The sequence below is a fragment of the Marinobacterium zhoushanense genome (genome assembly GCF_014641945.1).
Lineage (GTDB): Bacteria > Pseudomonadota > Gammaproteobacteria > Pseudomonadales > Balneatricaceae > Marinobacterium_D > Marinobacterium_D zhoushanense.
Genome location: NZ_BMIJ01000009.1, coordinates 134,251 through 158,749 on the forward strand (window position 1 = coordinate 134,251; position 24,499 = coordinate 158,749).

A 24,499-nucleotide genomic window follows, 5' to 3' on the forward strand; every position below is an offset into this window, starting at 1 on the left:
CTTGGGCAGAAGGGGATTCCCTCGTCGCGCTCCTAGCTCTGTGATCTGAGTAGCCGGTAGCACTGATCCAGCTGCAACGGGCGACGGATCAGAAAGCCGGTCAGGACGAAGAATGCCGAGGAGAGTGCCGGCAGCGTGACCCAAAGCCAGGGATGAAGTTTGGGGTCGACGTCCAATAACGCCAAGTGCAACCCGGCCAGGGTCAGTTCCGCACTCAACCCGGCCAGCAGGCCACAGACCAACCCCAACAGCAGGAACTCGAGCAGGTCCAGCCGGCGGGTCTGCTCGCCACTGGCGCCCAGCGTCTGCATCAAAGCGGCTTCGAAACGGCGCTGCTCCAGGGCCTGCAGCAGTGTCACCGCCATCAGGATCAGCCCACAGACCAGCGTCAGCCCCAGTACCATGGCCGAGCTGTCGCCAAGTCGTTTCAGCCAGGTGGCGAGCTGGCTCAGCAGTTGGTCGATATCGACCAGGGTCAGCGACGGGAACTGCTGCAGCATCTCCGTGGCCAAGCGCTTGCGCTCGCCCTCAAGGCGGAAGCTGGTGATCCAGGTTGAAGGGTAGGACTCCAGCGCCCCGGGGCTGAAAATGACATAGAAGTTGGGCCTGAAGGAGGTCCACTCGACGCCGCGGATACTGGTGATCTCGGCGTCCACCTGCTGGCCACCGATATCGAAACCGAGGCGGTCACCCAGTTTCAGCCCGAGGTCCTCCATCATGTCCTGTTCCACCGAGATCTGCGGCTGCTCCGGGGTGCTACTCCACCAGCTACCGTTCAACAGTTCATTGTGCTCTGGCTTGTTGAGTGCCCAGCTCAGGTTCAATTCGCGGCGTAGCGTGTTGTCACCGAGCTGATCCGGTGTCAGCTGTGGACGGATCGGCTTGCCGTTCAGCTGATTGAGTCGACCGCGGATCATCGGGTAGAGCGCACTGTCGATGGCGTTCGCCTGCATAAAACTGTCCAGGTCTGACCTCTGCCAGGGCTGAATGTTGATTACGAAGTAGTTGGGTGTGTCGGTCGGAAACTTCGCACGCCACTCGCTCAGCAGGTCGGCGCGGCTGATCCAGACCACCGCGAGCAGGGTTAGCAGCAACACGATTACCGCCGACTGCAAGCGGTGCCACCGACGTTGTTGGCGCAGTCTCAGCCGCAGCAGACGGCCCAGTAACAGGCGGCGGGCCAGAGGTTCCGCTACCCGGGTCAGTATCGCCTGAGCGATATAGCCGAACAGCACACCGCCCACCAGCAGCAGCGCCAGCAGGATCAGTGCCGCAATCGGTGCCCGCAGGAACAGCAGCAGTGTAAGCGCCAGCAGCAGTACGCAACTGATCTGCAGTAGCCGGGCACGCCGATCCTGGGGCGGGGTGTCGCCGCGCAGCAGGTGGGCCACGGGCACCCGCGACAGCGAGAGTATCGGTGGCAGTCCGAGCAGGATCAGCATCACCAGGCCCAGCGCGGGGCCGCTGAGCCAGGCGAGCGGCGTTGCATCGGGCAGCTGCTGCGGCAGTAGCGTACTCAACCAGCCCTGCACCAGCGAGTCGAGGCTGGCGGCGCTGGCCAGGCCGAGCAACGCGAGTGCGCCCCAGGCGATCAGCAACTGGTACAGGTAGATGCGCAACAGCTGCTCAGAGTTGAGTCCCAGGTTGAGCAGCAGGGCACTGCGTGTGTACTGCTTCTGGCTGAACCGGCGCAGACTGAGCAGGATAGTCAGCGCCGATAGCAACAGCGCAGTCAGTGCGGCAAGCTTGAGATAGGCCAACGCGTTGCCCAGGGTGTTGCCGGTGAGCGGCTGATCCAGGCGCAGCGACAGCAGGCGCTCATAGTCGGCCAGGGTCGGATCCAACTCTGCTTCCAGTGCGGCGATCTGTTCTGGTGAGCCGGCCATTAGCAGGCGGAAGTTGGCGCGGCTGCCGGGTGCCAGTACGCCGCTGGCGTCCAGGTCGCTGCGGTTGATCAGCAACTGGGGGCTGAAACTGCGGAATCCGCTGCCCCGGTCCGGTGAGCTGATCAGTTCAGCGCTGATCCTGAATTGGCTGTAGCCCAGCTGCAGCAGATCGCCTATCTCCAGCTCCAGTTGTTCCAGTATCCGTGCCTCTACCCAGGCCTCACCCTTGTCGGGCAGTGCCTGATTTTGCACGGGTTGCGTGACGATCTCGCCGCGCAGCGGGTAGGGCGTATCGGCGGCACGCACCGACACCAGCATAGGCGGGGTTTCGGTCGATGCCGGATCGGAAATCATGCTCGGGAACTGCACCACCCGGGTCGTCTGCACATCCTGCGTGGCGATACTGGCGAGCCGGTCATTGTCCAGTGGACGGCTGCTGCTCAACACCAGGTCGGCGCCGAGCAGATTGGCGCTCTCGCGCAGCAGTCCCCGCTCAAGGCGATCGCCGAGCAGGGTCAGCAGTGTGGTCAGGGTGATCGCGATCCAAGTGGCCAGCAGCAGCGCCCGCCACTCGGTGGTACGCAACTGGCTGCGTAACTGGCGTAGGGCGAGGCGAGGTAATAGCGACATCCTTATACCTCCGTCAGGGCGCCGTTGTGCAGACGCAGGCGCCGTTGGCAGCGCATGGCCAGTTCCGAATCGTGCGTGATCAGGATCAGCGTCGTGCCCTGTTGGGCGTTGAGTCGAAACAGCTGGTCGATAATGGTGCGACCGGTCTCTTCATCCAGGTTGCCGGTGGGCTCGTCGGCGAACAGCAGGCTGGGGCGGGTGGCAAAGGCGCGGGCGATGGCAACGCGCTGCTGTTCGCCGCCCGACAGCTGTGATGGGTAGTGGTCCGTGCGCTCGCCAAGACCCACTTCGTCCAGCCATTGCCGGGCATCGTGTTTCGGATTCTCGGCCCCGCGTATCTCCAGCGGAAGGCGAACGTTGTCCAGAGCGGTTAGCTCAGGCAGCAGGTGGAAGGACTGAAAGATGAAACTGATCTTGCGGGCACGCAAGTCGGCGCGTTGCCGGTCATCCAGGGTTTCGATCCGATGGCCATCTATGCTGACGCTGCCGCTGCTCGGCGTATCGAGACCGGCGAGCAAACTGAGCAGGGTGGATTTTCCGGCCCCGGAGCGGCCGATAACGGCCAGGCTTTCGCCGCGGGTGACTACCAGGTCGATCCCGGTAAACAGATCCACGCGACCCGCTTCGGTGTCGAAATGCTTACTGAGCGCCTGCGCTTCGATCATTGTCGGACTGAGGGTAGACTGATCCATATCGCTCCTTACTGGCCTATTAGCGGTTCTACGCGAAACTCTATCGTTCGGATCACCACCTTTGGTAGGAACGTAGAGGCGTTGAAAGGTTCTAACCGATGCAATATCTAATTTAGCAATAACAGGACACCGACGATGCGAATAGTGATCTTTATGCTGGTGCTGCTATCGAGCCCCGTATCTGCCGGTTCCGTGCTGGTGCTCGGCGATAGCCTGTCGGCGGCCTACGGCATTCCGCTCGAGCAGGGCTGGGTAAGCCTGTTGCGTCAGCGCGTGGAGCAGGCGCGTCTGGATCTTGACGTGGTGAATGCCAGTGTCAGCGGCGAAACCACCAGCGGCGGCCTGTCCCGCCTGCCGGGGCTGCTGGCTGCGCATCAGCCGGCGATCGTCATGATTGAGCTGGGGGCCAATGACGGACTGCGCGGTACGCCGCTGGATATCGTGCGGCGCAATCTGCAACAGATGGTGGATCAGGCGCAGCAGGCAGGTGCCCGAGTGCTACTGATCGGTAACCGTCTGCCGCCAAACTACGGGCCCCAATACACTCAGGCGTTTTTCGAACTGTTTGCCGAGGTGGCAAGAGAGAAGCAGGTTACGCTGGTGCCCTTTCTGCTCGCGGGTGTCGCCGAGGATTGGGACCTGATGCAGGATGACGGTTACCATCCCAGGGCCGAAGCCCAACCGCGATTGCTGGATACGGTCTGGTCCGGCCTGCAGCCGCTGCTGGAGCAGCAGATGGAAACGGAAAAGGCGCCCTGAGGCGCCTTTTCAATCGTCAAACCTGAACTTACGCGAAGTTCTGGTTCACGAAATCCCAGTTCACCAGGGCCCAGAAGCCTTTCAGGTAGTCCGGACGCACGTTGCGGTAGTCGATGTAGTAGGCGTGTTCCCACAGGTCCACGGTCAGCAGCGCAGTCTGGCCGCTGGTCATCGGAGTGCCGGCGTTGCTGGTGTTGACGATCTCGATGGAGCCGTCAGCATTCTTGACCAGCCAGGTCCAGCAGGAGGCGAAGTTGTTCACCGCCTTGTCGTTGAACTCCTCCTGGAACTTCTCGAAAGAGCCCCACTTGGCGTTGATCGCATCGGCGATGGCACCGGTCGGCGCGCCGCCGGCGTTCGGTGCCAGGCAGTTGAAGTAGAAAGTGTGGTTCCAGATCTGGGCTGCGTTGTTGAACACGGGGCCGGCCGGAGCGGTCTTGATGATCTCTTCCAGAGACTTGCCTTCGAACTCAGTGCCCGGAACCATGCCGTTCAGCTTCACAACGTAGGTGTTGTGGTGCTTGCCGTGGTGGAATTCCAGGGTTTCGGTGGAGATGTGCGGCTCCAGAGCATCCTTTGCGTAAGGCAGTGCTGGCAGTTCAAAGCTCATAGTATTTCACCTTATATGTTTGACAGGTTTCGAAAGCCGTAGGACTTCTGTGCCTGGGCTTTCAAGCATAAAACCGGGTTTGTTCTTCGCTCACCCTCGGCGGTTCGCAGATCATAGCACCCTTTATGGGTCAGAATCATGGCACAGACTGTAGTGTTATTACCGTCTCGTCTGCTACTAAAGTTAGCTGAAACACCGCCTGAGTCTACATAGAATGGGGACCTCGATAACAATTACAAGGTTCCAACCTATGGGTAAGGTGTTTCTGTGGATGGGTGCGGTGTTGCTGGCCATCTATCTGGTTAAATCCCAGTTCTTGACCTCCAAGACCTGGACCCCGTTCCGTGACGGCTGCGTGGCCTCCGGCAATGCCAGCGAGGCGCAGTGCAGCTGTCTGTCCGATTACGTCCACGAACGCTTCAGCGATCAGGAGGTACAGCGGATCATGGATACACAAATCACCGACCCGGTCTTCGCCGACAAGGTTAATCGGACCGTGATGGCGGGCACTCTGGCGTGCCGTAATCCCGATTAGGCGTCTGCCGTTTCTGACTCCTGGCTGAGCCAGTGGCGCGCCAGATAGAGGGCCGCGATCGCCCTGCCCTCGGAGAAGTCATCGCGCACGATCAGCTCTTCAATGTTGTCGAACGGCCAGGGCACCCGTTCCAGTGGTTCCGGCTCGTCGCCTTCGAGCTTGCTCGGGTAAAGGTCACGGGCCAGGATCACATTCATGCTGTGTCCCATGTAGTTGGGCGCGGACGACAGATTCTTCAGCAGGACCATTTGACGTGCACCGAACCCGACCTCCTCCTGGAGTTCGCGATTGGCAGCTTCCAGCGGCGTCTCGCCGGCGTCGATCAGCCCCTTGGGCAGGGTGAGTACATAGTCGTGCAGTCCGGCGGCGTATTCGCGGATAAGTTGGATGTTGTTGTCCGCATCGAGCGCCACCACCATCACCGCACCGTGACCACGCAGGGCCAATCGCTCGAACCGCCGCTCGACGCCGTTGCTGAACCTCAGGTCCAGTGCTTCGACCTGGAACAGCCTGCTCTCCGAGACCGGAGTGACCTTCAAAATTTCGGGCTTTGTCGGCATACTCGTATTCCGTTGATCTCTATCCACATCTGAGTGTTCCCTGATTATGCTGGATTGGCAAGCTGTGGATACCGTTCTGCTCGACATGGACGGTACTCTGCTCGACCTGCACTTCGACTCCCACTTCTGGCTCGAGTTTCTGCCCCAACGCTATGCCGAACGTCACGGCCTGGACCCTGAGCGGTCGCGGGGCCCGCTGATCGAGCGAATCATGACCGAACGTGGCTCATTGAACTGGTACTGTCTCGATTACTGGAGTCGCGAACTCGATCTTCCCGTGGCCGAACTGAAGCGGGAGGTGGCGGATCGTATCGGTTATCGTCCGGGTGTCGAGGAGTTTCTGGCAGCACTGCGCTTCAGTGGTCGGCGGACGCTGATCGTGACCAACGCACATCGCGATAGCCTGAGCCTGAAGGTGGAGCGCACCGGTATCGATCAACTGGTGGATCTGGTGATCTGCTCGCACGACTTCGGCCTGCCCAAGGAGGATGTCCGGTTCTGGACTATGCTGCAGGAGGTAGAGCCGTTCGATGTGCAACGTACACTGCTGGTTGATGACAGTCTGCCGGTGCTGGAGTCGGCCAGGCGGTTTGGTATCGCGCATCTGCTCTGTATCGCGCAACCGGATAGTCAGCAGCCGGCGAGAGAGATAACCGAATTCAACGCTGTAACCGATTTTGCCGAGGTAATGCCGCCGAATGAGTAAGCACGCGGATAAGCACGAGGAGCATGACCATAAGATACGTCTCGATAAATGGCTTTGGGCTGCGCGTTTCTACAAGACCCGGGCGATCGCCAAGGCGATGATTGAGGGCGGTAAGGTGCACTACGATGGCCAGCGCACCAAATGCAGCAAGGTTGTCGAGATCGGCGCCAAACTGCAGATCCGCCAGGGCAACGAAGAGAAAATCGTGGAAGTGATCGCGCTATCCGATCAACGGCGCGGCGCGCCGGAGGCGCAGCAGCTCTACCGTGAGACCGAGGAGAGCATCCGCGCCCGGGAACAGTGGGCCGCCGAGCGCAAACAGCTGGGCAGCGGCCCCGATCATCGGCCGGACAAGAAGAGCCGGCGTGAGATACTGCGCATCAAAGGGCATTTCTAGTCAGCGGCTGGCGGCAAAAAAGGGTAGCCGGCCGAACAGCGGGATGCGCCCGCACAGCCTGAACAGCGGCGTCATCAGCTTCTGTAGGCCGCGGTTCAACCAGAACGCCAGCGGTGAAGCGAAGGCCCAGCTCAGCGTGACCAGTGCCATCACCAGACCGCCGACCGCCACATCGGCAAACCAGTGGGCACCGCCGATCAGTCGCGGCAGGATCAGCCACAGGGTGATCGCGCCCAGGATCAGCCCCTTGATCCAGTGACGGCTGTTGACGGCCAGAAAACCGAACCAGATCAGCAGGACGCTGGCGTGATCGCCCGGGAAACTGGTCGACGCGCTGTCCTTGGCCGGAATGCCCGGGCGCAGCTCGGAGAACAGATAGGCGGGCTCCAGTACCCGTGTCGGGCTGGGGCCGCTCAGGCCGTAATACTGGGTGACTTCGCTGAGCAACTCACGGGCAGGCAGCATCAGGATCATCAAGCTGAGAAACCCGCACAGGGCCGTTTGCAGTCGCTCTCTGGGCAGCACCAGGGGAAAGGTCAGGAACAGCAGCAGCAACAAACCGGATGCGGCGTCTACCTCCCGGGTGTTCATCCAGGCCCAGAACCAGGTCCAGGGGCCGTTGCTCTCCAGGGTGCCGTTCAACGCATAGAACAGGCTGGCGCCCCAAGACTGCCAGAGGCTGTGTCCGGCAGGCAGTACGTAGCTCAACAGCAGCAGGAGAGCGACGACATGGCCAAGCACGAGGCCGGGCCAGTGCCAGCGGGTGGAAAATAGAGTTTGCGGGGTGATCATCGAATGCTCAATCGGTTAAAATTGGTCCCTTATTCTAAACATCCCCGAGTTTCGGCTCCAGCGTCCAAACCGCAGGCCGGGTCCGGGCTCCGTGCAACAGCCCTCTTTTGACAGGCCTTTTTATAGGTGAGATGTGAGTAACAGCGATCAGATCCAGCGTATTCTTTTTGACCAGATCGATGTCCGTGGCGTGGTGGCGCGGGTGGAGGAAAGCTACCGGGAGGTACTGTCCCGCGCCAGTTATCCGCCGGTAATTCAGCGCGTGCTGGGCGAGATGCTGGCTGCCGTCAGTCTGCTCAGCTCCAATCTCAAATTCGAAGGCCGCTTGCTGCTGCAGGCCCAGGGGGAGGGTGCGCTGCGGGTACTGATGGCCGAGTGTCGCCACCACCATGAACTGCGCGCCATCGCCCGTTTTGACGGCGAGATCGATGACGCGGCGGCATTCAATGAACTGCTGGTCAACGGCCGCCTGGCGCTGACTATCGAACCGGATGATGGTCAACGCTATCAGGGTGTGGTGCCGCTCGAGGGCGCCACGCTGGCCGACTGTCTGGAGAGCTATTTCCGCCAGTCGGAACAGCTGGGTACCACGATCAAGCTCGCCGCGGATGGCCAGCGTGCGGCTGGCATGCTGCTGCAGGTTCTGCCGGCCGCGGGAACCGGCGACGACGATTGGCAGCGGATCGGTATGCTGGCGTCGACCTTGCGTGATGAGGAACTGCTGGAGCTGGATAACGAGACCATGCTGTTCCGTCTGTTCCATGAAGAGCAGTGCCGACTCTATGAACCCGAGCCGTTGCAGTTCAAGTGTGACTGCACCCGCTCGCGCAGTGCCCACGCCCTGCAGATGATGACCGAAGAGGAGCTGCTTGGACTGGCGCAGGAGCACGGCGGGGTGATCGAAGTGAGCTGTCACTTCTGCAATGAACTCTACCGTTTCGACTCCGCGGATATCAAAGCGCTGTTCAGCAATGGCGGACCCATGGAGGCGCCGGAACAAGTACACTAATGGCGGGCAGCCTTATCCGAAATGAGAAATCTTTCGGGTTATGCTGTCGGGGAAGATGTGCGATAATGCGCCTCCCCAGAATAACAATTAACGTGGGTCGGACCCGGCTCGCGATAGAACTTATTGCTTTCAGGTAAATTTGGCGTGCAGCCAAGGGAATCAGGTAATGACCACAGAAAACGTCAATCGCGTACACGTGAATCCGACCCCGGCCGAGCTGGTTGAACAGGCGATCTCACGCAATGAGGGTGTTCTGGCGGACACCGGCGCATTAGTCGTAACCACAGGCAAGCGCACCGGACGCTCTCCGATGGATCGCTATATCGTTGAAGAGCCGAGCACTGCCGATGCGATCGATTGGGGCAGCATCAACCGTCCGTTTGATGCGGACAAGTTCGATGCCCTGTGGGATCGTGTCCAGGCGTATGTAGCCGACCAGGAACACTTCGTGTCTCACGTTCACGTCGGTTCAGACCCCAGCCACTATCTGCCGGTCGAGATGACGACCCAGACCGCGTGGCAGAACCTGTTCGGCCTGAACCTGTTCATCCGTCCGCACGAGTACAACCCGAAGGGTAAGGAAGAGTGGCAGGTCCTCAACGTATCCGGCTTCGAGTGCGTACCGGAGCGTGACGGCACCAACTCCGATGGCTGTGTCATCCTGAACTTTGCCAAGCGCAAGGTGCTGATCGCCGGTATGCGCTACGCCGGTGAGATGAAGAAGGCGATGTTCTCGGTGCAGAACTTCCTGCTGCCGGAGAAGGATGTGCTGCCGATGCACTGCTCCGCGAATATCGGTGAAGATGGTTCCACCACCCTGTTCTTCGGCCTGTCCGGTACCGGTAAAACCACCCTCTCCGCCGATCCGACCCGTTACCTGATCGGTGACGATGAGCACGGCTGGGGCAAGGGCGTGGTGTTCAACCTGGAGGGTGGCTGTTACGCCAAAACCATCAACCTGAGCAAAAAGAACGAGCCGATCATCTGGGACGCCATCCGTTTTGGTGCCATCGTTGAAAACGTGCACCTGGACGCCAAGCGTCATGCCGACTACAACGATACCCATCTGACCGAGAACGGCCGCTGCGCCTACCCGCTTGAGCACGTCGACAAGCGCTCGGCGACCAACATGGGTGGCGAGCCCGATTCCATCGTCTTCCTGACCTGCGACCTGACCGGGGTTCTGCCGCCGGTATCGGTGTTGACCAAGGAAGCAGCGGCATACCACTTCCTGTCCGGCTACACCGCGCTGGTCGGTTCCACCGAGATGGGTTCTGGCGGTGGTATCAAGTCCACCTTCTCCACCTGCTTCGGTGCGCCCTTCTTCCCGCGTCCGGCACATGTCTATGCCGATCTGCTGATCAAGCGTATCGAAGAGTTCGGTTCCCGCGTCTACCTGGTCAACACCGGTTGGACCGGCGGTTCCTACGGTACCGGTGAGCGCTTCAGCATCCCCACCACGCGCGGCATCATCAGCGCGATCCAGAGCGGGGCATTGAAGAGCTGCGAGACCGAGCACCTGTCGGGTATCAATCTGTCGGTACCGCTGGAAGTGCCGGGCGTCGATGCCGCTCTGCTGAATCCGCGCAAGACCTGGGCCGACCCGGCCGCATACGATGCGGCAGCGGCGAAGCTGATCGAGCAGTTCGTTAACAACTTCAAGAAGTTCGACGGTATCTCCGAAGCGATCGTGGTCGCGGGTCCGCAGCTGTAAGCTGCGACCCAAATGCAAACAAAAACGCCCCGTGTCAACGGGGCGTTTTTGTTTCTGCCGCAGGCCGAGGCGTCACTGGATCTTCAGTTCGAAACCGATGGCACGCAGGTAATCCGCCTCGTTATCGAGGTCGGCACGGGTCAGTGGATAGTGGTCGAGCCAACCGGTCGGAAAGCGCAGGTTGAGTAATTTATCGTCGACCCTCAGTTCAATTGCCGGTAGGCGGGCAGAGCTGCGGCTGCGATGCAGGATCACCGCCAGGCGCAGCAGCAGGCAGAGCTTGCGATAGCTGCACTGGCGCGACTCGGGCAGCAGGCGGTACTCCTCCTTGGGGAACTTGCGACGGTGGCCGCGCACGAGAAAGGCAAGCAGCTGCTGTTCGGTATTGGTGAAGCCCGGCAGGTCAGAGTGCTGCAGCAGGTAGGCGCTGTGTTTGTGGAACTGGGTGTGGGCGATGGTCAGGCCGATCTCATGGGTGCGTGCGGCCCAGCTCAGCATATCGTGAAATTCGTCCTCCTCCAGGCCCCACGCCTGGCGCACCTGGGCAAGCAGGTACAGGGCGCTGGCCTCGATTCGTTGCGAATGACCGGCGTCGACATGGTAGCGCTTTTTCAGCGCCTTGATGGTACGTTCGCGCACATCCTCATGGCGCAGGCGGCCCGCCATGTCGTACAGCAACCCCTCACGCAGGGCTCCGTCGGAATAATCCATCGTCTCAATGCCGAGCAGTTCGAAGATGGCGAGCAGGATGGCAACGCCGGCCGGCAGCAACGCACGACGCGTCGGCTTGACGCCTTCGATATCGATCTTGTCCGTATGGCCGAAGCTAATCAGGCGCTCTTTTGCCGCGATCAGCCCCTTATAGGTGATCTGGTCGCCCATATTTAGCGTGATACAGGCCTGACGCACCGCTTTGGCGGTACCGGATGAGCCGATCGTGCTGTCCCAGCTTAAACGCCGGTAATCGCGTCGGATGGCGAGGAGCTCACGGGCGGCGGCGGTACGTGCCGAATCGAATGCGCTCTGGCTGATGTTGCCGTCGGCGAAGAAACGCTGAGTGTAGCTGACGCAGCCCATATGCAGGCTTTCCAGCTTCAGCGGTTCGAAGCGGGAGCCGATGATGAACTCGGTGCTGCCGCCGCCAATGTCGATGACCAGACGGCGGTCATTATCATCGGCCAGGGTATGGGCAACGCCAAGGTAGACCAGGCGGGCTTCCTCGCGACCGGCGATCACCTCGATCGGTGTGCCCATCACCCGTTGTGCGCGGGTGATGAACTCGGTGCGGTTTTTTGCCTCGCGCAGGGCATTGGTAGCGACCACGCGGATCGCGCTGCGCGGAAGCTCCGATACCCGTTGCGCGAATCGGCTCAGGCACTCCAGCCCCCGCTGCTGAGCCTCTTCACTGAGATAACTGTTGGCATCGAGCCCGGCGCCGAGCTGCACCTTCTCCGACATCACATCGATAGGTTTGAGCTCGCCGTCAGCGACGCGGGCTACGACGATGTGAAAACTGTTGGAGCCCAGATCGATCGCCGCCATCAATTTGTCCTGCTGGCCGCTATCCGCAGTTTTATCCTGTTCGAGCATGCTGTGGCGGATCTCCGTTTGCTGCTTCACTCCACTCCGGTGCGTCGCCGGATCTCTGTACAGACAGCAGCCCAAAGCGGCCGGCATTGCTGGCCTGCGCGGGGTGCGAGAGCGAAAGATTACCAGAACTTATTCGTTGGTGCAGGCGCAAAAACCCTGCATTGGGCGTGATTATTGGGCTGTTCACATTGGTTTGATGCTGGTGGTATTATCACTGGTCAGATTTTTCAACGCACCAGGTGCACTGGAGAGCAGAGCTAATGAGCGAAAACATCGTAAGCGTCACCGATGCCAGCTTCGAAGAAGAGGTATTGAAAGCGGAAGGCGCCGTCCTGGTTGATTACTGGGCTGAGTGGTGTGGTCCATGCAAAATGATCGCACCGGTACTGGAAGAGATCGCCAAGGAGTACGCCGGCCGTCTGAAGGTCTGCAAGCTCAATATCGATGAAAACAATGAGACACCGCCAAAATTCGGTATCCGTGGTATTCCAACCCTGATGCTGTTCAAGGGTGGCAACGTGGAAGCAACCAAGGTCGGCGCGCTGTCCAAGTCACAGCTGGCGGCCTTCGTTGACGCCAACCTCTGATCGTCTGGCGAACTGACGCGATGAGCCGGTTTCCGGCCATTGCGTTTTCTTAGTTCGCGTGCTGGACAGCTCATCCCTTAGGCTTTATAGTGTTTTTCACTTATCTGTCCGGCCTCAGGGCCTGCTTCAGGTGTTATGCCTGAGCACTTAACTATTTCTTCCGACTAACCTTTCCGGTCTCCATCCTGACTATCGGCCACCTTTAGGCTGTTCCCAAAAAACTATGAATCTTACCGAACTTAAAACGAAAAGTGTTCCGGAACTTCTGGATATCGCTACCGAAATGGGCCTTGAAAACATGGCTCGCTCCCGCAAACAGGACGTGATCTTCGCGATTTTGAAGAAGCACGCAAAAAGCGGCGAGGATATCTACGGTGACGGTGTTCTCGAGATCCTGCAGGACGGCTTCGGTTTCCTTCGCTCTGCAGACTCCTCCTACCTCGCCGGCCCCGACGACATCTACGTTTCCCCCAGTCAAATCCGCCGTTTTAACCTCCGCACCGGCGATACCATTTCCGGCAAGATTCGCCCGCCCAAGGATGGCGAACGCTACTTCGCGCTGCTGAAGGTCAACGAGATCAACTATGATCGACCGGAGAACGCGAAGAACAAGATTCTGTTTGAGAACCTGACGCCGCTGTTCGCACAGAAGCGCCTGCGTATGGAGATAGGTAACGGCAGTACCGAGGATATCACGGCCCGTGTTATCGACCTGGTTTGCCCCATGGGTAAGGGCCAGCGCGCACTGATCGTGTCGCCGCCAAAGGCCGGTAAGACGCTGATGCTGCAGAACATCGCCAACAGCATCACCCGTAACAACCCGGAGTGTTACCTGATCGTGCTGCTGATCGACGAGCGCCCGGAGGAGGTGACCGACATGCAGCGCACCGTGCGCGGCGAAGTGGTGGCATCCACCTTTGACGAGCCGCCGTCACGCCACGTGCAGGTTGCCGAGATGGTGCTGGAGAAGGCCAAGCGTCTGACCGAGCACAAGAAGGATGTGGTCATTCTGCTCGACTCCATCACCCGTCTGGCCCGTGCCTACAACACCGTGATCCCGTCCTCCGGCAAGGTGCTGACCGGTGGTGTCGATGCTCACGCGCTGGAGCGTCCGAAGCGCTTCTTCGGTGCCGCGCGTAACATCGAAGAGGGCGGCAGCTTGACCATCATCGCCACCGCGCTGGTCGATACCGGCTCCAAGATGGACGAGGTCATCTTCGAGGAGTTCAAGGGTACCGGTAACTCCGAAGTACACCTGGATCGCAAGATCGCTGAGCGCCGTGTGTTCCCGGCGATCAACATCCGCCGCTCCAGCACCCGTCGCGAAGATCTGCTGACCACCGAGGAGGAGCTGCAGCGGATGTGGATTCTGCGCAAGCTGCTCGACTCGATGGAAGATACCGCGGCAACCGAGTTCGTCATCGACAAGCTGAAGGACTTCAAGACCAACGACGAGTTCTTCATGTCGATGAAGCGCAAGTAACCGCGCGACCGTTTGGCAACAGGGTGAGTGAGGGGAGCCTGGTTCAGTGCTTCGCTACTCACCCTTTTTATTTTCCACCGGCAAAGAGTTCGATTGCTGATGAGTAACCCCAAGTACAAGGATCTGCGCGACTTCCTCAAGATGCTGGAGGCGCGCGGCGAGCTAAAACGGATCAAGGTCGAGGTTGATCCCTACCTGGAGATGACCGAGATCAGCGACCGCACCCTGAGGGCAGGCGGTCCGGCGCTGCTGTTTGAAAACCCCAAGGGCTACCGCTACCCGGTATTGACCAACCTGTTTGGTACGCCGGAGCGGGTGGCGCTGGGTATGGGTGAGGAGTCGGTGACGGCGCTGCGTGAAGTGGGCAAGCTGCTGGCCCAACTGAAGGAGCCGGAGCCGCCGAAGGGGATGAAGGATGCCTGGGAGAAGCTGCCGATCTTCAAGCAGGTGCTGAACATGGGGCCTAAGGTGGTCAAGAATGCGCCCTGCCAGCACACCCTGATAGAAGGTGACGACGTCGACCTGTACCAGCTGCCGATCCAGACCTGCTGGCCCGGCGATGCCGGTCCCCTGGTGACCTGGCCGCTGGTGGTGACACGCGGACCTGAGAAACCACGGCAGAACCTGGGCATCTACCGTCAGCAACTGATCGGGCGCAACAAGCTGATCATGCGCTGGCTCTCCCATCGTGGCGGTGCGCTGGATTTCCGCGAGTGGAAACTCAAACATCCAGGTGAGCGCTTTCCCGTCGCAGTGGCGCTTGGGGCCGACCCTGCGACCATCCTCGGTGCCGTTACCCCGGTGCCCGACACACTGTCGGAATACGCCTTTGCCGGCCTCTTGCGCGGCGGCAAGACCGAAGTGGTGAAGTGCCTCGGCAGTGACCTGCAGGTGCCGGCCAGTGCCGAGATCATCCTGGAGGGCTATATCGATCCGAACGAGATGGCCGACGAAGGACCGTTCGGCGACCATACCGGCTATTACAACGAGGTGGACCGTTTTCCGGTGTTCACTGTGGAGCGCATCACCCAGCGCGAGGTGCCGATCTACCACAGCACCTATACCGGCCGCCCACCGGATGAGCCGGCGGTGCTGGGGGTGGCATTGAACGAGGTGTTCGTGCCGATCCTGCAGAAACAGTTCCCGGAGATCGTCGACTTCTACTTGCCGCCCGAGGGCTGCTCCTACCGCATGGCGGTGGTGACGATGAAGAAGCAGTATCCCGGGCACGCCAAGCGGGTGATGATGGGGGTCTGGTCCTTCCTCAGACAGTTCATGTACACCAAGTTCGTTATCGTCTGCGACGACGACGTCAACGCCCGCGACTGGAACGACGTGATCTGGGCGATCACCACGCGCATGGATCCCAGCCGTGACACACTGCTGATCGACAACACGCCGATCGACTATCTCGATTTCGCCTCGCCGGTGTCCGGACTGGGTTCGAAGATGGGGATGGACGCCACCAACAAGTGGCCGGGCGAAACCGACCGTGAATGGGGCGTGCCGATCGAGATGGATCAGCAGGTGAAGAGCCGCGTCGATCAGCTCTGGGATGAGCTGGGTATCTTCGATGACCGTTGAACACTGGCAGGTGTCGCTGCCGGAGGATGGCCTGGCGCTGACTCTGGCGGCGGATATTACCCTGTTGCAGGGGCTGCTCGACGCCGGGCTGGCCCTGCGCCATGCTTGCCGCAACGGGGTGTGCGAGATCTGCACAGCCTGGCTGATAAGCGGTGAGGTAGAGCAGCGTTATCCACAGGGGCATTTCTGTGGTTGCAAGCTGGATCCGCCGAGGATCCAGCTCTGTACCGCGCAGGCACGCAGTGCTCTGGTATTGCGCCTGGCGCCTTACGCGCGGCTTAAGCGCGACGCTTGAGCAGGGCTGCTATTTACCACCAGGCAAAGGGCGCAGCCTAAGCATTCAATGGCATCGCATCCGGTTCAGTGGTGCTTCTTGGTCAGCTTGTCCAGTATGCCCATGGCGAAGGCGGAGACCACGAAGGTCAGGTGGATGATGACGTACCACATCAGTTGGTCGTTATCGTAGTTCTTGGCATCCATGAAGATCTTCAGCAGATGGATCGACGAGATCGCCACGATCGAGGCGGCGACCTTGTTCTTCAGGCTGTTGGTGTCCAGCGTGCCCAGCCAGCTCAGCTTCTCGGCGCCCTCGTCGAGGTCGATCCGGGACACGAAGTTCTCGTAGCCGGAGAACATCACCATGACCAGCAGTCCGCCGACCAGGGTCAGGTCGATCAGCGACAGCACCACCAGGACGATATCCGCTTCCCCGATCTCCAACACATGGGGGAGAAGGTGGAACACCTCCTGAAAGAACTTGATGCCCAGTGCGATCAGCGCCAGGCTGAGCCCGAGATAGATGGGCGCCAGTATCCAGCGCGACAGGTACATCAGGCGCTCAAGCTGTTTTTCCATATTCTGTAAACCTCGAACTCTTGCTCATGGATCAGCCGATATGCGGCCGATTGAGCTCGAATTCAATCCCTTAATCGGTGCTGTTTTGCAAAGGCTTCGCCTCGGCCTCCGGTAATGGCAGGCTCGGCAGCGAACCGTTGACCAGCTCGAAGCCCCGGGTGGATGCGGCAGCGGCACGCTCCCGTTCGCCGAGGTGGCTGAGCAGGCGGCCCAGTTCGGCATAGGCTTCGGCGCTGGGCTGCAGCTCGAGGCTGCGTTCGAAGTGCTTGATCGCCGCGCCCCAGTGCTGGTTCTGCATCGACAGGCGGCCGAGCGTGAGTTCCAGCGCCGGGCTGTCATCATGCTTCTTCAGCCAGGATTTGGCGGTATCCAGCTGCTTGTGCGGTGTGCTGCCGGCGATGCGGCCGTACAGTGCGACCAGATTCTCATCCCAGTTGCGCTTGATCTGCTCGCGCAGCATCTTCTCTGCCTCGTCGGCACTGCCGGCCTCGATCATCAGCGCGCTGTACTGCTCGATCAGCTGCTGATCATGGGTGCAGTCGGCAGGCAGGGATTGCCAGGTGTGGGCGACCGCCTGCAGGCGGGTCTGGCTGTCTGCTTCCGCGGGCTGGCTGCTGAGGCTCTGCTGGAGCAGGTGTTGGGCGGCCAGATTTTCCAGCTTGCGAATCTGCTCTGAGGGTAACGCCTGCTGCCGTTTCAGCTCAGGCATCAGCTGGTTCAGGCCCGACCAGTCATTGAGGCGCACGTAGGCCTCCTTGAGCAGCTTGAGCACATAGCTGTGCTTGGGTGCCAGCTGCTTCAGGTGCAGTAGGGTGGCCAGGGCGGGCTCGTGCTGACCGCGTGCAAGCTGGATCTGTGCCTGTACGATGCCGATGGCGACTTCGGCCTTCGGCGTCGCCTCACGCGCCCTCTGCAACAGGTTATCGGCGGCGGCAGCATCGCCCTGTTCATGGGCCGCCTTGGCGGCTGCCAGATAGTTGATCAGTGGCTGTTCGCTGCGCGCGGCGGCCTGGGTCAGGTAACGCTGCGCTTTCCACCAGTTGCCCTCGGACAGGGCCATCAGCCCCTTTAACGTCTTGTTCTGGGCGATGCGCTGATTGCGCTGTCCGCGCCAGCTGCGCATGCGGCGGGCCGGCACACGGGCGCGACCGACCAGGTTGATCAGGGTGTGCAGCACGGCGAAGGCGATGATCGCCATCAACAGCAGTACCCAGAGGCTGGTCTCGATGGTGGTCTCTTTGTAGGCCAGCAGGACGTAGCCAGGATCCTGTACCATCAGCTGACCGAGCCAGGCGCCGGCCAGCAGCAGGATCAGCAGCAGGATAAAGAAGCGCTTCATTGCCCGGCCTCCTGTTTCAGCCGTGCCATTTCACGCAGATGCTCCTTGAGCGCCTTCAATGATCCGGAGATATCGGGCAGCTCGGGGGCGATATTCATTGCCGACATCTCCTCCAGTGCACGCAACATCGCCTGGCTGGTGGCGTCCTTCTGGTCGAAGTAGGTGGAGATCCAGTTCGAAGCCTTGTCCAGGCTGGCGTCGAACGCCTGCTGCTTGCGCTGCAGAAGTGCCAGCTGCGCCTGCTCCAGCATCAGGTGCAGATTTTGTTGCAGGTAGTAGGTCTGCTCCGGCGACATCAGTGGCTCCACCGGCTCGTCGCGATGCTGGATCACTACCAGTTTCTCGAACTTGTCCACCGCCTTGTTCCAAGCCGCTGCTGCGCCTTCGGTCCAGCTTTGCTCGACCGCTTCGGGGGTGATCTCCTCCAGCATCGAGGGCAGCTTGCGCTTATCGGTGACCGGCGTGACGCGCAGGTCGTCGACCTGTCGGTTGATAGCGGCCAGTTTCAGGTAGGTGCCCTCGGTATCCAGTACCGGCACCGCTTCCAGTGCGGCGATATCCTCGGCCAGGGCCTGACGCACGTTGTACAGTGCCACATCGTCGCTTTCACGCAGGATGTTGTCGGTGGCCTTGAGCAGGGTCAGTGCACCGTTGGCGGTCTGCTCCATCAGCACGCGCTGGTTGGCCAGGCGCAGCAGGTATTCGGCCTCGGCCAGCAACCAGTCCTCACGCGAGGTGTCGCGGGTGGCGTTGACCTGCTTGATGGCATCGGTCAGGCGCTGCTGCAGCTGGTCGATGTTCTGCTTCTCGGCCTCGGCCTGGGCCTGCAGGCTGCCCAGCTGCTGGGACACACCGCCGACACGGTCGGCGACCTCGGCACGTGCGTTGGCCAGCGCGGTTTCCACCTGCTGGTTCAGACTGGCCTGGGCGCTGCTGCTCTCCTGCTTGAGTTGCCAGCCCTGCCAGTAAAGATAGCCGACTCCGCCGAGTGCAATCAGCGCCAGCAGCAAGCCAAGTTTGCCGGGCCAGCCGGCCGGTTGCTTCGCTGCCGCTGTCGGAGGTGCGGGGGGGGTGGGCGTTGACGCCGCCGGTGGCCGAGGTTTCTCCTGGGCCGCGTTCGGCTTGTCGGCCGTCGATTCGGCAGACGTAGCGGCCGGGGCGTCGCTCTCACTGCTCTCGGGGGAGGTCTCCTTGGCCGAATTCTCAGCGCCGCTGGCAGCCTCCGGCTTCGCAGGCGCGCTGCTTACTGCTTCATCGGTAACGGGGGGCTGCTGGTCGGGCGTAGTGTCCTGGGATTGCTCGTCGGGCTTGCGGGTATCATTCATGCCATCAGTTCCAGTCAGTCGGCAGGTCGTAGTGCGCGGATCATGGACGTGTCGTCCGGTCCGTCCGCTATCCTGATTCGAGTAAAGCCCCGAGCCTCGGCGATTGCCGCGATGCGTTGGCTCGGAACGATCAATTCTGTGCTCAGTAGATCCGGCTCCGTGCCCGCAAGTTCCAGCAGGTTACTCAGAGCCTCGCCGCTGGTTATCAGAATAGCGGATAACCCTTGGGCAAAAATAGTCCTTTTGATCAGGTCGGGGCTGTAGCGCGGGCAGGTGCGTCGGTAAAGGTCGGCATAGTCGACCTGGGCGCCGCGCGCGCGCAGGGTGTCGGCCAGCAGTTCGCGACCACCCTCGCCGCGCATGATCAGGAAGCGTTGCTCGGCGACCTGCTGTAGCAGTGGATCGCACAGCAGCGCTTCGGAATCATAGCCGCCGTTCACGTAATGGGCCGGAATGCCACAGGCTTCCAGACTATCCGCGGTGGCTGCACCGATCGCCAGCCAGTGCACGCCGATCGGCAGCTGTGGCCAGTATGCATCTATCCACTGTCCGCCGATGCGGGCAGCGTTGGGGCTGACGAAGATCACCCCGGTATACAGATCGAGGTCGAGGATCTTGCTCTTGATGGCGTTGAACGCCACGTGCTCGGCCTCGGTGACCGGCACTATCTCCAGTAACGGTAGGGCCACCGCCTCGGCACCGAGCGTGTGCAGGCGCTCGATCTGGCTCCTGGCCTGATGGACCGGGCGGGTCACCAGAACCCTCATGCCATGGAGAGGTTGCTCAGCCACGCTCGGCGTATACCTCTTTCAGTATCTTGTCGGCACCGGCGGCGAGCAGGCGCTCGGCGAGGGTGACACCGAGCTGCTCGGCCTGATCGACGGGGCCGCTGATCTCATCGCGCAGTACCTGGGTACCGTCGGGCCGACCGACCAAGCCGCGCAGCCAGAGCTGATCGCCGCTCTCGTTCAACGTGGCGTAGCAGCCGATCGGTACCTGGCAACCGCCCTCCAGACGACGGTTCATGGCGCGCTCGGCCAACACTCGATAGGCGGTTTCGGTATGGTTGAGCGGCTTGAGCAGCTCGAGCAGCTCGCTGTCGTCGGTGCGGCATTCGATGCCCACCGCGCCCTGGCCGCCGGCGGGCAGGCTCTGCTCCGGCGGCATCTCCTGGCGGATGCGCTCGCTCAGCTCAAGGCGTATCAGACCTGCGGTCGCAAGGATGATGGCGTCGTAGTCGCCGGCATCGAGCTTGCTCAGGCGGGTCTGCACATTGCCGCGCAGGAAACGTACCTGAAGGTCGGGACGACGCTCACGGATCTGGACTTCGCGGCGCAGCGACGAGGTACCGACGACGGCACCCTGGGGCAGTTCGTCGAAGCTTGCGTAGGTGTTGCTGACGAACGCATCGGTGGGCTTTTCACGCGGGCAGATCACGGCCAGGCCGAGCCCGTCCGGAAACTCCATCGGTACATCCTTCATCGAGTGTACGGCGATATCGGCTTCGCCCTCGAGCATGGCGGTTTCCAGCTCCTTGACGAACAGGCCCTTGCCGCCGATCTTGGCCAGCGGGGTGTCGAGGATCTTGTCGCCCTTGGATTCGATCTTGACCAGCTCGACCTGCAGTCCGGGATGAAAACGTTCCAGCTCCGCCTTGACGTACTCGGCCTGCCAGAGGGCGAGCAGGCTGCGGCGGGTGGCGATACGGATGGTTCTGTTGAATTCAGTCACTGGTGATCTCCAGGGGCGGTGGCCAGCCCCACATAGTGTACGGAAATGGCACTAAGTGTATCAGAAACTGAGGCGGAATCGGCTCCGGTGGCGAGCCTCAGCTTTGCGCCGGTACTTGAATAATCTGTTCCAACTGCGCGGCGGCCTCACGCAGCTGCGGCTCGAACTGAAGCAGATCCTCCAGCGAGCAGCGGATCACCGGCGCATGGGTAAACAGGCAGGCGATCAGACGGCCGAGGGCATCGCGCACCGGCACCGCGCAGGCGACCATGCCGTCGATGAACTCCTCGTTGTCCACCGCCAGCCCCTGCTGTTCGATATGTGCCAGCTCGTCCAGCAACTCTTCAGGGTCGGTAAGGGTGTTACGCGACAGGCGCTGGATCGGCAGCTTCTCGAGCATCAGCCGGCGCTGCGCCAGCGGCAGGTTGGCCAGGTACAGCTTGCCGCTGGCCGTGCACCAGCTCGGGGTATGGCTGCCCACCGGCAGGTTGATCTGCAGTGGCCAGTTGGTTTGCACCCGGTCGAAATAGAGCATCTCGGTACCGTCGGGGATGGCGATGCCGCAGGTCTCACCCACCGCGTTGGACAGGTGTTCCAGAATCGCCCGGCGCTGAGCCTTGTAGCGCCCGGCGTAGATGATGCCGAGAGCGGCCTGGTGCAGGCGAGCACCGGGTACCACGAAGCCACGCATATTGGTCTGCAGGAAACCCTCTTTCTCCAGGGTCTGGATCAGGCGATGCCCGGTGGCCTTTGGGATATCGAGCTGCTTGGCCAGTTCCGTAGGTGTCATCGGTTTGGAGGCGTTGGCGATCGCTTCGATGATCTCCAGCACTCTTAAAATAGAGGAGCCTTTTTCCCTGCGTGTGATACTCATGGTGGATCGGGGTCCGTTGCGGATAGAAAACTGCACAGAGTATACAGGTAACTATATATGTATATAAAAAAGCCGCCCCGAGGGGCGGCGAATGCGGAAACCACCAGGGAATCAGAGGTTACTTCATGGTCGGCATGGAAAACTCGGCACCGGCGCGGATGCCGGTGGGCCAGCGGCGGGTCACGGTCTTCATGCGGGTGAAGAAGCGTACGCCGTCGGAACCGTGCATGTTCAGCGCGCCAAAGATGGAACGCTTCCAGCCACCGAAGCAGTGGAACGCCATCGGCACGGGGATCGGCACGTTGATGCCGACCATGCCAACCTGCACGTTCTCTTCGAACTGACGTGCGGTATCGCCATCACGGGTGAACAGGGCGGTACCGTTGCCGTATTCATGATCGTTGATCAGCTTCAGCGCCGCGTCGAAGCTATCTACGCGCACCACGACCAGTACCGGGCCGAAGATCTCCTCCTGGTAGATGCGCATCTCAGTGGTGACATTGTCAAACAGGGTCGGGCCGACGAAAAAGCCGTTCTCGTACCCCTCGACCTTAAAGTCGCGTCCGTCGCAGACCAGCGTGGCGCCCTGCTCAACACCGCTGCTGATGTAGGAAAGGATTTTCTGCTGATGCTCGCGGCTGACTACCGGGCCCATGTGCGGCTCCGGCTCGACACCCAGGCCCGGGCCGACGCGCATCTGGCCAATCTCGCTTTTCATCATCTCGACCAGGTTGTCGGCCACTTCGTCACCAACGCAGACCGCGACGGAGATCGCCATGCAGCGCTCACCGGCGGAGCCGTAAGCGGCACCCATCAGCGAGTTGACCACCTGCTCGGGGTCCGCATCCGGCATCACCACCATATGGTTTTTGGCACCGCCGAGGGCCTGGCAACGCTTGCCGTTGGCGGATGCCGTGGAGTAAATGTACTGGGCGATAGGCGTGGAGCCGACGAAGCTGACCGCCTGCACGCGCTCATCGGTGAGCAGCACATCGACCGCTTCCTTGTCGCCGTTGACCAGATTGAACACCCCTTCCGGCAGACCCGCTTCAGCCAGCAGTTCGGCGATAAACAGGGTGGCGCTTGGATCCTTCTCGGACGGCTTCATGACGAAGGTGTTGCCGCAGGCGATCGCCACCGGGAACATCCACATCGGCACCATGGCCGGAAAGTTGAACGGCGAGATCCCGGCGCAGACGCCCAGCGGCTGCATCAGCGAGTCGGAGTCGATGTTGCGGCCGACATTGAGTGAGTGCTCGCCCTTCTGCAGGTGCGGGATACCGCAGGCAAACTCGACCACCTCCATACCACGGGTGATCTCACCCTGGGCATCGGAGAACACCTTGCCGTGCTCAAGGGTGATCAGCTCGGCCAGCTTGTCACGGTTTCGCTCCAGCAGCTCCTTGAACTTGAACATGACGCGTGCGCGCACCACGGACGGAGTCTTCGACCAGCCTGGGAATGCAGCCTGGGCCGCGGCGATGGCAGTGCGAGTCTCGTCGGCGGTGGACAGGGTGACGGTGCCGCTCTGCTCGCCGGTGGCCGGGTTGAACACCGGCGCGGTGCGGCCGGACTCGCTCGGGGTGCGGGTGTTGTTGATAAAGTTGGTTACGTTGGTCATGCGGGTGCTCCTAATACGGACAGTTCGCAAATCGGGTTTACTCTTGATTCCAGACGGCTGCATACAGCTCGATCAGTTCATCGACAGTGGGGACACGGGGGTTATTGCCGGGTGAGCCGGATGCCAGGGCCTGTTCCGCCATGGTGGTACGCAGCTCGAAATAACGCTCCTTCTCGATACCGAACTCGGCGGGGCTCGGCACCTTCAGCTCCTGATTCAATGCACGCAGTTCCGCCAACAGTTTGCTGTTGGCGGTTGCGTTGTCGTCGCTCTGCAGTGCTGCACCGATGGCGCGGGCGCAGTCGGCATAGCGCTCAGGTGCGCTGTCCAGCGAGAACGCAGTTACTTTGGGCAGCAGCATGGCGTTGGACAAACCATGGGGAACGTGGAAGAAGGCGCCGATGGGGCGGCTCATACCGTGTACCAGGGCTACCGACGCGGCGGAGAATGCCACCCCGGCCAGGGTTGAACCGAGCATCATCGCCTCGCGCGCTTCGCGGTCGTCTGGTGTGTGGTAGGCGCGGCGCAGGTTCGGGCCGATCAGACGCATGGCCGCCAGCGCCTGGCTGTCACTGTAGGGGTTGGCTTTGGCGCTGACATAGGCCTCGATGGCGTGCGTCAACGCGTCGATACCGGTATCGGCGGTGACGCGGGCGGGAAGAGACAGCGTCAACTCGTAGTCGACCAGTGCCGCCACCGGCATAAAACCTAGGCCGACGCACAGCATCTTCTCGTCCTTGTCGGCATCGGTGATGATGGTGAAGCGGGTCACCTCGGAGCCGGTGCCAGCGGTGGTCGGGATGGCGATAATCGGCAGCCCCTGCTCACTGACATCGCGCGGGAATTTGTAGTCGCGCATCTGCCCGCCAAACTTGCCCAGGATCGAGATCGCCTTGGCGGAGTCGATGGGGCTGCCGCCGCCCAGGGCAATGATCGAGTCGTAGCGGCCGGCCTTTACCTTATCCACACCGGCAATGATCGATGCTTCGGTGGGTTCGGGCAGGGTGTCGGCGAACAGGTCGCTGTCGAGACCGGCCTCGCTCAGTACGGCCTGAAGTGTGCCCACATAGCCCAGTTGGACCATCATTCGGTCGGTGATGATCAATGGCTTCCTGCATCCCAGCGCGGTCAGGATCTCCGGTGCCTTCCGACTGGCACCTGCGCCCACCTCAAGAAGACGGGGTAGAATGATTCGGTTACTCATAGTTGTTCTCCGAAAT

The 24,499-nt window shown here is 61.1% G+C and carries 24 protein-coding genes; 10 read left to right on the top strand and 14 right to left on the bottom strand.

Going from position 1 to position 24,499, the window contains the following annotated elements; all coding sequences use genetic code 11:
- Positions 1 to 32 precede the first annotated feature (32 nt).
- On the bottom strand, positions 33 to 2,516 hold the full coding sequence (locus IEX40_RS20100) for an ABC transporter permease (protein ID WP_188751662.1): 2,484 nt from the start codon (positions 2,514 to 2,516) through the stop codon (positions 33 to 35).
- A 2-nt stretch (positions 2,517 to 2,518) separates the two neighbouring features.
- Complete coding sequence (locus IEX40_RS20105; protein ID WP_188751664.1) at positions 2,519 to 3,208, bottom strand: ABC transporter ATP-binding protein; 690 nt, start codon at positions 3,206 to 3,208, stop codon at positions 2,519 to 2,521.
- 135 nt (positions 3,209 to 3,343) lie between these two features.
- On the opposite strand from IEX40_RS20105, the gene IEX40_RS20110 reads away from it, so the two are divergent.
- A complete protein-coding gene (locus IEX40_RS20110; protein ID WP_229680863.1) occupies positions 3,344 to 3,967 on the top strand; it encodes an arylesterase in 624 nt (207 codons plus the stop codon).
- Positions 3,968 to 3,995: 28 nt separating this feature from the next.
- Here the strand turns inward: IEX40_RS20110 and IEX40_RS20115 are convergent, their stop codons facing one another.
- Positions 3,996 to 4,577 carry a superoxide dismutase gene (locus IEX40_RS20115; protein ID WP_188751667.1) on the bottom strand — a complete coding sequence of 194 codons (582 nt, stop codon included), beginning with the start codon at positions 4,575 to 4,577 and terminating at the stop codon, positions 3,996 to 3,998.
- A 250-nt stretch (positions 4,578 to 4,827) separates the two neighbouring features.
- Between IEX40_RS20115 and IEX40_RS20120 the strand changes: the two genes are divergently transcribed.
- Positions 4,828 to 5,112 carry a hypothetical protein gene (locus tag IEX40_RS20120; protein WP_188751669.1) on the top strand — a complete coding sequence of 95 codons (285 nt, stop codon included), beginning with the start codon at positions 4,828 to 4,830 and terminating at the stop codon, positions 5,110 to 5,112.
- Here IEX40_RS20120 and nudE read toward each other — a convergent pair.
- Positions 5,109 to 5,672, bottom strand: coding sequence for an ADP compounds hydrolase NudE (nudE, locus tag IEX40_RS20125; RefSeq protein ID WP_188751671.1), 564 nt, complete (start codon positions 5,670 to 5,672; stop codon positions 5,109 to 5,111). The genes IEX40_RS20120 and nudE overlap by 4 nt on opposite strands.
- A gap of 46 nt (positions 5,673 to 5,718) precedes the next feature.
- Between nudE and yrfG the strand changes: the two genes are divergently transcribed.
- Together yrfG and hslR are read left to right on the top strand one after the other, a co-directional pair.
- Positions 5,719 to 6,378, top strand: a complete 660-nt coding sequence (gene yrfG, locus IEX40_RS20130; RefSeq protein WP_188751673.1) for a GMP/IMP nucleotidase — start codon at positions 5,719 to 5,721, stop codon at positions 6,376 to 6,378.
- Positions 6,371 to 6,775 (top strand): ribosome-associated heat shock protein Hsp15, encoded by a 405-nt coding sequence (gene hslR / locus IEX40_RS20135; RefSeq protein ID WP_188751675.1) that lies wholly within the window; start codon positions 6,371 to 6,373, stop codon positions 6,773 to 6,775. Before yrfG ends, hslR begins: the two co-directional genes overlap by 8 nt.
- Here hslR and IEX40_RS20140 read toward each other — a convergent pair whose 3' ends face one another.
- Positions 6,776 to 7,567, bottom strand: coding sequence for a phosphatase PAP2 family protein (locus tag IEX40_RS20140; RefSeq protein ID WP_188751677.1), 792 nt, complete (start codon positions 7,565 to 7,567; stop codon positions 6,776 to 6,778).
- A gap of 133 nt (positions 7,568 to 7,700) precedes the next feature.
- On the opposite strand from IEX40_RS20140, the gene hslO reads away from it, so the two are divergent.
- Both hslO and IEX40_RS20150 read left to right on the top strand, forming a co-directional pair.
- The gene (gene hslO, locus IEX40_RS20145; RefSeq protein ID WP_188751679.1) at positions 7,701 to 8,576 is read left to right on the top strand and encodes an Hsp33 family molecular chaperone HslO; all 876 of its coding nucleotides are present in this window, start codon (positions 7,701 to 7,703) and stop codon (positions 8,574 to 8,576) included.
- Positions 8,577 to 8,715: 139 nt separating this feature from the next.
- Complete coding sequence (locus IEX40_RS20150) at positions 8,716 to 10,290, top strand: phosphoenolpyruvate carboxykinase (protein WP_268235824.1); 1,575 nt, start codon at positions 8,716 to 8,718, stop codon at positions 10,288 to 10,290.
- A 72-nt stretch (positions 10,291 to 10,362) separates the two neighbouring features.
- Here the strand turns inward: IEX40_RS20150 and ppx are convergent, their stop codons facing one another.
- Positions 10,363 to 11,910, bottom strand: coding sequence for an exopolyphosphatase (ppx, locus tag IEX40_RS20155; protein WP_308421616.1), 1,548 nt, complete (start codon positions 11,908 to 11,910; stop codon positions 10,363 to 10,365).
- Between the two features lie 230 nt (positions 11,911 to 12,140).
- Here ppx and trxA point away from each other — a divergent pair, with 230 nt between their 5' ends.
- From trxA to IEX40_RS20175, 4 genes are all read left to right on the top strand, one after another.
- Positions 12,141 to 12,467, top strand: a complete 327-nt coding sequence (gene trxA / locus IEX40_RS20160) for a thioredoxin TrxA (RefSeq protein WP_036187991.1) — start codon at positions 12,141 to 12,143, stop codon at positions 12,465 to 12,467.
- 223 nt (positions 12,468 to 12,690) lie between these two features.
- Positions 12,691 to 13,950 (top strand): transcription termination factor Rho, encoded by a 1,260-nt coding sequence (gene rho / locus IEX40_RS20165; protein ID WP_188751684.1) that lies wholly within the window; start codon positions 12,691 to 12,693, stop codon positions 13,948 to 13,950.
- A gap of 99 nt (positions 13,951 to 14,049) precedes the next feature.
- The gene (ubiD, locus tag IEX40_RS20170; RefSeq protein WP_188751686.1) at positions 14,050 to 15,534 is read left to right on the top strand and encodes a 4-hydroxy-3-polyprenylbenzoate decarboxylase; all 1,485 of its coding nucleotides are present in this window, start codon (positions 14,050 to 14,052) and stop codon (positions 15,532 to 15,534) included.
- The gene (locus IEX40_RS20175) at positions 15,524 to 15,829 is read left to right on the top strand and encodes a 2Fe-2S iron-sulfur cluster-binding protein (RefSeq protein ID WP_188751688.1); all 306 of its coding nucleotides are present in this window, start codon (positions 15,524 to 15,526) and stop codon (positions 15,827 to 15,829) included. The genes ubiD and IEX40_RS20175 overlap by 11 nt, the downstream gene beginning before the upstream one ends.
- A 65-nt stretch (positions 15,830 to 15,894) precedes the next feature.
- On the opposite strand, the gene IEX40_RS20180 is transcribed toward IEX40_RS20175, so the two are convergent.
- The 8 genes from IEX40_RS20180 to IEX40_RS20215 form a co-directional block, all read right to left on the bottom strand.
- Positions 15,895 to 16,389, bottom strand: coding sequence for a TIGR00645 family protein (locus IEX40_RS20180; protein WP_188751690.1), 495 nt, complete (start codon positions 16,387 to 16,389; stop codon positions 15,895 to 15,897).
- 70 nt (positions 16,390 to 16,459) lie between these two features.
- On the bottom strand, positions 16,460 to 17,728 hold the full coding sequence (locus IEX40_RS20185; protein ID WP_188751693.1) for a heme biosynthesis HemY N-terminal domain-containing protein: 1,269 nt from the start codon (positions 17,726 to 17,728) through the stop codon (positions 16,460 to 16,462).
- Positions 17,725 to 19,053, bottom strand: coding sequence for a uroporphyrinogen-III C-methyltransferase (locus tag IEX40_RS20190; RefSeq protein WP_188751695.1), 1,329 nt, complete (start codon positions 19,051 to 19,053; stop codon positions 17,725 to 17,727). Before IEX40_RS20190 ends, IEX40_RS20185 begins: the two co-directional genes overlap by 4 nt.
- Before the next feature lie 14 nt (positions 19,054 to 19,067).
- Positions 19,068 to 19,844, bottom strand: a complete 777-nt coding sequence (locus IEX40_RS20195) for a uroporphyrinogen-III synthase (protein ID WP_229680864.1) — start codon at positions 19,842 to 19,844, stop codon at positions 19,068 to 19,070.
- A complete protein-coding gene (gene hemC, locus IEX40_RS20200; RefSeq protein WP_188751697.1) occupies positions 19,837 to 20,784 on the bottom strand; it encodes a hydroxymethylbilane synthase in 948 nt (315 codons plus the stop codon). The genes IEX40_RS20195 and hemC overlap by 8 nt, the downstream gene beginning before the upstream one ends.
- 97 nt (positions 20,785 to 20,881) lie before the next feature.
- Complete coding sequence (locus tag IEX40_RS20205; RefSeq protein WP_188751699.1) at positions 20,882 to 21,658, bottom strand: IclR family transcriptional regulator; 777 nt, start codon at positions 21,656 to 21,658, stop codon at positions 20,882 to 20,884.
- 118 nt (positions 21,659 to 21,776) lie between these two features.
- The gene (locus IEX40_RS20210) at positions 21,777 to 23,279 is read right to left on the bottom strand and encodes a CoA-acylating methylmalonate-semialdehyde dehydrogenase (protein WP_188751701.1); all 1,503 of its coding nucleotides are present in this window, start codon (positions 23,277 to 23,279) and stop codon (positions 21,777 to 21,779) included.
- A gap of 37 nt (positions 23,280 to 23,316) precedes the next feature.
- Positions 23,317 to 24,483: an iron-containing alcohol dehydrogenase gene (locus IEX40_RS20215; protein ID WP_188751702.1), complete on the bottom strand. Its 1,167-nt coding sequence runs from the start codon at positions 24,481 to 24,483 to the stop codon at positions 23,317 to 23,319.
- Positions 24,484 to 24,499: the final 16 nt, after the last annotated feature.